The 10155-nt window shown below is 68.0% G+C and carries 8 protein-coding genes; all 8 read right to left on the bottom strand.

Features of this window, described 5'->3' with window-relative positions; genetic code table 11:
- Window positions 1-177 precede the first annotated feature (177 nt).
- Entirely contained in the window at window positions 178-696 is a 519-nt protein-coding gene (locus OXF11_20580) for an Arm DNA-binding domain-containing protein (GenBank protein MCY4489485.1), read from the bottom strand.
- Window positions 697-1250: 554 nt separating this feature from the next.
- Window positions 1251-3374, bottom strand: coding sequence for a type II secretion system secretin GspD (gene gspD / locus OXF11_20575; protein ID MCY4489484.1), 2124 nt, complete (start codon window positions 3372-3374; stop codon window positions 1251-1253).
- A 29-nt stretch (window positions 3375-3403) separates the two neighbouring features.
- Window positions 3404-5689: an LPS assembly protein LptD gene (lptD, locus tag OXF11_20570; protein ID MCY4489483.1), complete on the bottom strand. Its 2286-nt coding sequence runs from the start codon at window positions 5687-5689 to the stop codon at window positions 3404-3406.
- A gap of 75 nt (window positions 5690-5764) precedes the next feature.
- Window positions 5765-7114 (bottom strand): bifunctional folylpolyglutamate synthase/dihydrofolate synthase, encoded by a 1350-nt coding sequence (locus OXF11_20565; GenBank protein MCY4489482.1) that lies wholly within the window; start codon window positions 7112-7114, stop codon window positions 5765-5767.
- Between the two features lie 7 nt (window positions 7115-7121).
- Complete coding sequence (locus OXF11_20560) at window positions 7122-7745, bottom strand: phosphoribosylanthranilate isomerase (GenBank protein ID MCY4489481.1); 624 nt, start codon at window positions 7743-7745, stop codon at window positions 7122-7124.
- A complete protein-coding gene (trpC, locus tag OXF11_20555) occupies window positions 7732-8559 on the bottom strand; it encodes an indole-3-glycerol phosphate synthase TrpC (protein MCY4489480.1) in 828 nt (275 codons plus the stop codon). Before trpC ends, OXF11_20560 begins: the two co-directional genes overlap by 14 nt.
- Window positions 8549-9565, bottom strand: coding sequence for an anthranilate phosphoribosyltransferase (trpD, locus tag OXF11_20550; protein ID MCY4489479.1), 1017 nt, complete (start codon window positions 9563-9565; stop codon window positions 8549-8551). The genes trpC and trpD overlap by 11 nt, the downstream gene beginning before the upstream one ends.
- On the bottom strand, window positions 9562-10095 hold the full coding sequence (locus OXF11_20545) for an SPOR domain-containing protein (GenBank protein MCY4489478.1): 534 nt from the start codon (window positions 10093-10095) through the stop codon (window positions 9562-9564). The genes trpD and OXF11_20545 overlap by 4 nt, the downstream gene beginning before the upstream one ends.
- Window positions 10096-10155: the final 60 nt, after the last annotated feature.

Genomic DNA, 10155 nt, shown 5'->3' with positions numbered 1-10155 from the left:
CGGCCGAAACCCGGCGGCGATTCCCGAGGGAGAACCGCTGGCGCGGTTGACCTACAACCCGCGCTTCGCCGAATTGCTCGATCGGATCGACGAGTTCATCGCGGCGAATTCGTTCTGAGCTTCGCGCCGGGGTCCGGTGCGCGAGAGAGACGGGATCGACGCCCCGGCGTGCGGCCGTTAACGTGACGGAACCCCAACAACCGATCCCAACCGTAGAGGCCACCGAACGTCTCGCCAGCCAATCGTCGACGCGACGAAGCCCATATCATCCACAAGGCCGGCCGCAGAAATGCCGGCGCCGTTCCCTCGCCCTGCCCGCGTGTAGAAGTTCACGTTTCGGAGAGGACGTCGGGTCGCTCCTCCCCGCTGCGTGCTCGCCTTGCACCGCACCTCCACGTGCTCCCTGAGATAGCGCGCGGCGAGTTCCGCCACCGTCCCCGGCGCCTTCTCCTCCGGCTCCTGACCGCTCTTGATCCGCGAGATCGCCAGCGCCGCCCCGCGCCGCGCCCCGTCCGCCGTCAGCACCCCGTGCCGCCCCAGCGTCACCCGCCTCGACTTCCCCCGGTGACGGGTCTGCACCACGTACACCTTGGACCCCGGCGGATACACCCTTACCCCGAACCCCGGCAGCCTGTCGTCCCAGGCGATCCAGGGCTTGTCCTGGGGTTCGAGGGCGTCTACGGCGCGTTTGTACAGGGTGAGCTTGACCTTAGCGGTGAGTTTTGCTGAATGTTCAGAATGCCTTCATTCATCCGTCAATACCAGAGGAGAAGTCGGAGCGCACGGGAGTGCGGTGGCAACGGCGTCTGGCGCGGCACGTTGCACCGAACTAATCGACATAACGGTGCTGTTGGCGCTCAGAACGAAAGTCTGAGCATCGGTACCGTCAATTGACAGGCGGGTTTTCCCCGACCGTCCCCGGTCGAACCGCTCCAGCGTCACCTGGACACGAAACCAGCGATTGACCCCAGCCCGGCGGGGCGCTACGGTGACTTTCCCCGAGGCTCCAAACTGACTTGAGTACGCTTGGCAAACACTGGGTCTTGATTGAATGGGGTTACATACCGATTACGGCTCAAATCAGAATATTCCTAACATATTGATAAACAAGTCAAAAACCAACACTCAACGCAGAAAAGACCAGCAAATTATGCCAGGTATTTGCGGGACACGACACTAGGCCCTGCGAATCGTCATTCCCGCGAAACAGAATGTGTCAAAACTCCCGAGGCAACGGTGTCTCCGAGTCGTCATTCCCGCGTTCGCGGGAATGACGACTCGGGGGGTTCGCGCCGATCCAGTTCACGGCGGACAGCCCGCACCTTGGCGAGGAACCGTTCCGTCGCCGCCTCGCCTTCCTCCGGGTTGCGAATGACACGGGGGGTTATCAGGATGACCAACTCGGTTCGGCCCGCGCGTTCCAGGTCGGTGCGGAAGAGTTGCCCCAGCACGGGAATGTCCATGAGCAGGGGAATGCCGACCCGCGTCTTGCGCAGTTCGTCGGTGATGATGCCGCCGATGACCAGGGTCTGTCCGTCCTGAAGGACGGCGGTGGTCTCCGCGTCCCGTACGTTGAAGGCATCGAAGGTCTGCCCCCCCACCGTGACCCGCTCACCGACGTCGCTGACCTCGACCCGCACCTGGAGGTTCACGAGACCGGCATCGTTGACCCGCGGGACGATGGTCAGGATCCGCCCGACGTTCTTGAACTGAATGGTGGTGGTGGTCGCCTGCGCCTCTTGCGACACCACCATCCCGGTGGCCACGGGCTGCTCGCTGCCCACGCGAATCCGCGCGGGCCGGTTGTCCAGCGCCAGCAGGTGCGGGGACGACAGCACCTTGACCCGCGCGTCCTGCATGAGCGCGTTGACGAACACCCGGAAGTCGCGGCCCGTGTCGGCAATGGACGTGAAGCCCGAATCGAGGGCCTGAAAACCCGTGCCCAGGGGTGCGCCGGCGGTGTTCTCGTCCGCCGCGGCGGGCGGGAAGAAGCCGCCTTTCGACAGGGCATGTTCCACTCCCAGCGCGAACTCGTCGGTGAGCGTCACCTCCGCCACCAGCACCTCCATGAGCACCTGACGCGGAACCGCATCCAGCTTTGCGAGGACCTCGGCAAGCCCAAGAAACTGCCGGCGCGTGGCCAGGACGACGAGCGAGTTGGTGGCGGGCTCGGCCACCACGCGGACGCCTTCGCTCGGAGCCCCGACATCTTCGTTCGCCGCCGCCGGCCGTGCGGTCGCCGAGGACCCCGGCCCCGCCGGCGCCGAGCCGGGACCCAGCCGTAGCGCGCGAGCCGGATTTCCGCCAAGAGTGGGGTCTCCGCCCAGGCCGTTGGTTCCGCTCGCGTCGAGCGCTTCTTCGGCGGCGTACAACTCGGGCAGGTCATCGAGCCCGCGCCGGCGCGACGGCGACTTCGCCTTCCCGGCGGAGCGGTTTCCGGGTCGATACAACTCGTTGAGCACTCGTGCGAGCGCGACCGCGTCGCCGTTCTCCACGGGCCGGATGAACACCTTCCGTCCCGGAGTCCGGGTGGCCACGTCGAGGCGTTCGAGCCAGCGTTGCACGTAGCGCCGGGCCGCCTCGCTGTAGGCGACCACCAGCAGCCGGTTGATCCGCGGCAACGGCAGGAACCGGGCGGCGAACGCATCGCCCTGCATCTCGGCGGCGGCGAAAAGGCGCATGGCGGCGGACAACTCGCGCGCGAGATCCTGTGCCCTGGCCGCCCTGGGCTCATACAGGTCCATGCGCGTGCCCGCGAACACCTCGACGTCGATCAACTCCATGATCTCAACCAGACGGCGAATATTTGACGGCAGATCGACGATAACCAGATAGTTGCCGCGGGCGTGCTCCAGTATCGTCCCGCCCGCGCCGAGGAACGGCGCCAGCAGCCCCTTCATCGCCGACGCCGGGAAGAACCGGACGGGGGTGATGCGCATGGCGAACCCCGCGTCTCCGCGGCCGTCCGGCGACGCGGCCCCGAGCCCCGTGGCAACGGTGGTGATCCGGTAAAGGCCGGCCTGCCGGATGGCGACGGCGTCGTGGATGCGCAGCAGCTCGTGAAAGATCGGCAGCAGGTCGGCGCGCCGCACGGGCTGGCCGCTGAAGATGGTGACGGCGCCCCGGACATCCGGGTCGATGGTGAAATTGAAGCGCAAGTGGCGCGCGAAGACGTGAATGACGTCGACCAGATCGGCGCCGTCGAAGTTCAGGGTCACCGTGCCGGCGTCATCGGCGTGATCACCGCCGGCGTCGCGCACCGCCGCGCCGGAGGCTTCCGCGGGGGGTTCCGCCGGCTGGCTCCGCGCCGGCCGGTCTTGCAGAAGAAGCCATGTCAGGAGCCATGCGACAATCCACAGCGTCTTGAAGGTCATGCCCGTGGGAAACGCAAAATACGGGCCGTTCAGGTTCCCAAGCCGAGAAGGTCGAACTTGAAGCCGATGCTCGTCCGGTCCGGATTGGTGCGCTGCTCCACGGACAGGGTCAAGGTCCAGCACTCGCATCCGGAAAGATACTTGATTCCCAGTTCGTTTCCGTCCCACCGGCCCTCGGCGCCGTCGTAGTTGCCATCGTAGAGCAGCAGCATCCTGTCCGTCGCCCGCAGCACGGCGCCGGCGTGCACGCCGTTCAAGGAGTCCCGCGGAGTGCATCGGGGGTCCCCGGGGCAGTCCGCCAGGAGATCCAGATTGGCGTGGTGCGCCAGGGGCGACAGGGCATTTGCCCGAATGAACCGATACCCCAGGGACAAGCTGCTGGGTCGCCGGAAGTCCCGGTCGGGCACGCTCGTTTCCACGGGCGCGGCGTCGGAAAGCGAGAACTCCAGGGCGGCCCTTCGGAGGTTCCAGGGACCGGGCTCCATTCCCAGGTCCAGGGACGCGTGCAAGCGGCTGACGGGATCCAGTGACAAGCCCAAACCCACTTCGGAGAGACCGTCCTCACCCGCGCGCGCCTTGTCGATGTCGAGACTGGCGGTGACGAAGGCGCGGCCGAAGGGCGCGACGGTCGACTGGGGGGCGCGGACGTCGGGTTCCTCGGAACCGCCGCCTGGAGCCGGTGCTTCCAACCCCTCGAGGGAGCCCCAGAAGCGGTTGTTCAAGGCGACCGTCAGTATGTTGCGGCGCCGGACGCGGTCGACCGGGTCCCATATTGGCAACTCGTCCTGATCCGTGGCGGGAATGAACAGGTACTCCACCGCCGGCTCCAGCACGTGCCGGACCCGGTTCGAGCCGCCGATGTTCCAGCGGTAGGTCCGGCTCAGCGCCGTGGTCAGCCGCCAGCGGAATTCCATCAGCTCCCGCGCACCGTTGCGGGCGAGGCCGCCGGTGTGGCCGCCCGCCGCAGCGAAACCGCCCTCGACGGTATCGAGCCGGTAGAGGGTCTCGCGCAACGCCACGCGGGTGTCCATGCGGAAGTGACGCACCGGAGCGGCCCGCCAGGTGAGCTCGGGCCGCACGTCCACCCGCAGGCCGTCCGGCCACTGCTCGCGCTGGTAGTGGGTCAACCGCGCGCCCCATTCAAGGCCGAGACCGTGGCCGAGCCCGCGGGCGCCGGTGAAGGAGAGGTCGGGGACCCGGTGCAGCGCGTGCCTCTGAGGCTGGACGAGGTCCTGCACGTAGTCCGCCTCCCCCGTCAGTGCCATGTCCGTCCCATGCCACTGAAAGCCGAGTCGTGACGCGCTGTACCGGCTCGTCCGCAGGATGTCCTCCTCGTCCGCACCGGAGACGAGGAACTCCGCCAGTTCCCGCGGCGCGACGCTGTCGCTGTAGACGGCGATGTCGCTGAACGTCGCCCAGCCGGCCGCGGGACCATGACGGTGAATCCCGCGCACGCTCCAGCGGCCCAGGGGAATCGCCGGATCGGCGATGCCGGTGTCGTCGGCCGGCGTCGCTCCGCGCATGCGCTCGTTGAAGTAGGAGAGATTCAACCGGGCGGCGGTGGTCCGGCCCAGGACGGTGCGATACTGCGCGCTCAGGCCGACGCGCGCCCTGGACTCGACGGCGAGATCGAGGGTGGCGTCATTGCTCTTGTCCAGCGCCCAGAAGAACGGTTGCCGGTAGAGGAACCCGTCGCGGCGGGACCAGCCGAAGGAAGGGACCAGGAGGCCGGTGGTGCGCTCCGTGAGGTAGGGAAATGACGCGTAAGGCAGATACAGGACCGGGACGTCGTACACGTAGAAGGTGGCGTCGTTCACCACCGTCTTCGCGCCCTCCTCCAGGCGCAGCCTCCCGGCGGCGATGCGCCACGGCGAAGCGCCTTCCTCGCACAGACAGGTGGTGAAGCGTCCGTCCCGGATCTCGTAGGTCTGCCCGGTGAACTTCTCCACCCGGCTGCCGCCGAGACGGATGCGCCCCTCCTCGACGAACACTTCCGCGTCGAGAATCGTGGCGGTCTCGTCGTCGAGGTTCATCTCCAGCTCGGTGGCCCGAAGCCGGTACCGGGGATCGTCGAGCCGTACCGATCCTTGCGCCCGCAGCGTGCGCCGCGCGTGGTCGAGATCCACCGCGTCGGCCCCGAAGACCGTCGCGCCCCGCCGGATCTCGACGCTGCCGCGCGCCCGGATCGTGTGAGGGGTCGCCTCGATGGTGTCTTCCGCCGACACCTCGATGGGTTCACCGACGTCCGGAGACTGGGCGTGAACGAGCGCGACGGGGAGGAAGGTCCACCAGCACGCCGCCGCCCACGCCGCCATGGATGAACGCCACGGAGATGAACGCCACAGAAGCATGATCGATGCCGTCGACTCGCACCGGGCCGCCGCGCGGCCCTATCGGCGCGGACCCCTCCCGGCCGCGCTCGCGTTGTCCCGCGTCACGGTGGCGGCGGCCTGGTCGCGCCGACGGCGCAACACGACCGCGCGCACCGCGCCCACGAGGTACAAGGACCCCGCCACCAGAATCGGATCATCGTGCCGCCGGCGGTCCTTCATCAGCCTGGCGATGGCCTCGGCGGGATCTTCCGTCACCGTCACCGGCAGCCCCCGCGGCACCGCCGCGCGGAGGGCCTCCGGCGCCGCCCCCCGCGGAGACGGGTTGCGAGTCAACACCACTTCCCGGGACACGGCGCAGAGCGCCCGCAGCATGGACCGCCAGCCCTTGTCCCCCATGCTGGCGAACAAGAGGCGCACCTTGCGGTCGCCGAAGAGACCCCGGACTTCGTCCACCAAGGTCTCGACCCCGCCCGGATTGTGGGCCCCGTCCAGCAGCACCGGGGGGATTCCCGGCAGAAGCTCGAAGCGCCCCGGCCAGCGCACCGAAGCCAGTCCGCGGCGGACCGCCTTCGCGCTCACGGGCAGGACCGCGTTCAGGATTTCCAGCGCCGCCAAGGCGACCCCCGCGTTATGCCGTTGATACTCGCCGCGCAAGCCCAGGCGCAAGCCTTCCAGGCGCCACTCCCGGCCGTGGTAGTCGAACCGGTCCGGCAGGCGCAGCACGACCGAGAAATCCTTGCGCCACTCGCGGATCGGCGCTTCCCGTTCGCGCGCGATGCGGTGGAGCATGCGTTTGGCGGCCGGCGGCAAGGCGCCGAACACCACCGGGACTCCGGTCTTGATGATGCCGCCCTTCTCCCGCGCGATATCTCCGATGCGCGTGCCGAGGAAACGTTCGTGGTCCCGGGAGATCGTCGTCACCACGCATACGCTCGGCCGGACGACGTTGGTGGCATCCAGCCTGCCGCCCAGCCCCACCTCCACCACCGCCGCGTCCACCTCTTGCCGCGCGAAGTGCAGGAAAGCCATGACCGTGACGAACTCGAAGAACGTGAGCGCGATGGAGGCTTGCCGTGTCTTTTCGGCGACCTCCCGCACCAGGGAGGTCACCGCGGCCTGAGGGATGGGCCGCCTGCCGACACGGATGCGTTCGGTGAACGCCTCCAGGTGAGGCGAGGTGTAGAGGCCCACGCGATGACCCTGAGCCGAAAGGACGGCGTGGATCATCGCCGCGGTGGAGCCCTTGCCGTTGGTCCCGGCGACGTGACAGACGCAGAAGCGGTGCTGGGGATTGTCGAAGAGCGCCAGGGCCGCGGACACGCGTTCGAGCCGCAGGTCGTGCCGCAGGTCGGTCTCGCGGCCGCTCAGATTGAAAATGAGATCGAGACTCTTCCGATAGGCGTTCACGACGGGCTCACGCCGCCTTGGCCGCCGCGATGAACTCTTTCATGCGCGGGTGGTCCTTGCGGCCCGGAGCGGCTTCGACGCCGGTGCACACGTCCACGCCGAAGGGTTCGAGTTCGCGCACCGCCGTGCTCACGTTGTCAACGCCAAGCCCGCCGGCGAGAATGACCGGCCGCGCCAGGGGGACCGTCAACCAGCTCCAGGTGAACGCGGCGCCCGAGCCGCCGAAGCCCGCGCTCCAGGAGTCGAGCAGGTAGTAGTCCACCGGATACTCACCGATTTGCCCCAGGGTCTCCGGGTCGCGCACGCGGAACGCCTTGATCACCTTGAGCGGCCAGCGGGCGCAGTAGTCGCGCTCCTCGTCGCCGTGGAACTGCACGGCGGTGAGGCCGGCGCCGCCCTTTGACCGGCAGGATCGGAGCACGGTCTTCACGTGTTGCCGCGACTCGTTGACGAAGAGTCCGGCGGTGCAGAGCCCGGCGGGCAGATCCCGGAGGATCGCGGCGGCGGCTTCCGGCTCGATGTAGCGGGGACTGGGCGGATAGAAGTTGAAGCCCAACGCATCGGCGCCGTACTCCACCGCCTTGAACGCATCCTCGGCGTTGGTGACGCCGCAGATCTTAACCTTGACCATGGGCGGCGGCCGTTCCGAGAAGCTCCGCGAGCTTGGCGCCCGGGTCCGGGGCGCGCATCAGGGTCTCGCCCACGAGGAACGCCCGGCCGCCGGCGGCCTCGATGCGCTCGACATGGGCCACGTCCTTGATGCCGCTCTCGCATACCGCGACAACGTCCGGCGGTATCCGGGGCAGGAGCGTCTCGGCGACCGCGAGATCCACCTCGAAGGTGCGCAGGTCGCGGTTGTTGATGCCGATGATGGAGGCGCCGATTCTCAGGGCCGTATCCAGCTCGCGCTCCGAGTGCACCTCCACCAGAACGTCCAGGGCCAGGGAGCGCGCTTCGGCGTGCAGGGATTCCACGGCGCCGTCGTCGAGCATGGCGGCGATCAGCAGAACGGCGTCCGCGCCAAAGGCGCGCGCCTCCACGAGCTGGTAGGGGTCGAGCACGAAATCTTTCCTGAGGAGGGGCAGGGCGACCTTCTCCCGGATCTCCGAAAGGTACAGCAGCGAGCCCTCGAAGAAGCGCTCCTCGGTCACCACCGAAACGGCCGTGGCCCCACTGGCTTCATAACGGGTGGCGATGCCGACGGGGTCGAAGTCCTCGCGGATCAGCCCTTGGGACGGCGACGCCCGCTTCACCTCGGCGATGACGTGCCGGGCGGGGCGGGACAGCGCCTCGCGGAAGCCGCGGCGCGGTTCATGGTAGAGCGCGCGGTCCATCAGCGCCTTCACCGGGTGTTCGTGGCGGCGTGTTTCGAGCTCCGCGCGGACGTGCGCGGCGATCCGTTGGAGAATATCGTTGCTGGGAGGCTGGGCGCCGTTATGTTTCATTGGTCAGGCGGATCAGGTGTTCGAGCTTTCCCATCGCGGCTCCCGAATCGATGCACTCCCGCGCCACGTCGATGCCTTGGGTGATGGTATCCGTGCGCTCGCTCACGCACAGGGCCGCGCCGCTGTTGAGCAGCACCACGTCCCGCGCCGGCCCGGGTTCGCCCTTCAGGACCGCCGTGACGATGGCGGCGCAATCCGCCGGGTCGGCGGCGGTCAGCCCCTCCGCCGGGCACTTCTCGAAACCGAACTCCCCGGGATCGAGCGTATAGCGCGCAACCGCTCCGTCCTTCCACTCCGCCACCGACGTGGGGCCTCCCAGCGAGATCTCATCGAGGCCTTCGTCGCCGTGCACCACCATGGCGCGTCGACTGCCGAGGTTGCCGAGGACCTGCGCCACGGTCCCGATAAGCGCGCCGTCATAGATGCCGAGGAGTTGATGACTGGCCCTGGCCGGGTTGGTGAGGGGGCCCAGGAGGTTGAAGATGGTCCGTATGCCGAGCTCGCGGCGCGGCGCCACGGCGTACTTCATGGCCTCGTGCATCATCGGCGCGAACAGGAAACCCAGCCCGACCTCGCGCAGGCAGCGTTCCACCGTTTCCTTGGGAACGTCGATCTTCACCCCGAGCTCGGCCAGTACGTCCGCGCTGCCGGAACCGCTGGAGACGGCGCGGTTGCCATGCTTGGCCACGGTGATGCCCGCGGCCGCCACCACGAACGCCACCGTCGTGGAGATGTTGAAGGTGTTCTTGCCGTCGCCGCCGGTGCCGCAGGTGTCCAGCACACAGCCCGGGCCCGCCTCGACGTGCAACGCCTTCTCGCGCATCACCCGGGCGGCGCCCGTCACCTCCTCCACGGTCTCGCCCTGGATGCGCAACGCGGTCAGAAATCCGGCCACCTGGATCGGCGTCGCCTCTCCCGTCATGACTTGGTTCATGACGTCCACCATCTCCGGCTCGCCGAGGTTGGCGCCGTCCACCAAGCGGGTTATGGCTTGCTGGATGTTCATTGGGTCCCCATGATCATCGGGTCGTACTTGTCCTTCTTGAGCCGCTGAAGCTCGACCATGGCCTCCTGGCGGCTTCGGTACCGCCCCACCCGGACCCGGTAGAAGGTCTTGCGGTTGAGTTGCCCGGAGGTGACATACGAATCATAGCCGCGCTTCTTGAGCTCCGCCGCCATTCTGTCCGCCCGTGCCCGGGTGTCGGCGGCGGCCACCTGCACGGTCCATGGAGTCTTGCCGTCGTCGGCGGGCGGGGTCTGCGCGGCGGGGACGCCGGCCTTGGGCGGGGGCTGTTGCGTCAACGTTTCGTAGAAGGTCATCTCCTGGTCGTCGCCGGGCGCAGCCGGGTTGACCGGCACCGTGACCCCGGCGTCCCCCTTGCGCACGAGCTTGCGCTCCTCGATGCTCTGTCCGATGAGGATGCCGAAGAAGAAGATGACGGCGGCCGCGCCGACGAAGAGCGACGCTACGCCGAAGAGCTGCCCGCGGCTGAAGTAGACGCTACCGCGGACCGTCGCCTTTCGATGGTTGGCCATAGACACCCATTCACCACGCGCTGTGGGGGTTGGCCGATGGGCACGGCCGTGCCCGCGGCG

The organism is Deltaproteobacteria bacterium (genome assembly GCA_026712905.1).
Classification (GTDB): Bacteria; Desulfobacterota; Binatia; order UBA9968; family JAJDTQ01; genus JAJDTQ01.
This window is presented reverse-complemented; position numbering and strand designations above follow the sequence as displayed.

Excerpts from the sequence above, each read along its gene's own strand:
- trpC (MCY4489480.1), bottom strand. The coding sequence starts at position 8,559 with ATGAAACATAACGGCGCCCAGCCTCCCAGCAACGATATTCTCCAACGG.
- trpD (MCY4489479.1), bottom strand. The coding sequence starts at position 9,565 with ATGAACATCCAGCAAGCCATAACCCGCTTGGTGGACGGCGCCAACCTC.
- lptD (MCY4489483.1), bottom strand. The coding sequence starts at position 5,689 with ATGGCGGCGTGGGCGGCGGCGTGCTGGTGGACCTTCCTCCCCGTCGCG.
- OXF11_20560 (MCY4489481.1), bottom strand. The coding sequence starts at position 7,745 with ATGGTCAAGGTTAAGATCTGCGGCGTCACCAACGCCGAGGATGCGTTC.
- gspD (MCY4489484.1), bottom strand. The coding sequence starts at position 3,374 with ATGACCTTCAAGACGCTGTGGATTGTCGCATGGCTCCTGACATGGCTT.
- OXF11_20545 (MCY4489478.1), bottom strand. The coding sequence starts at position 10,095 with ATGGCCAACCATCGAAAGGCGACGGTCCGCGGTAGCGTCTACTTCAGC.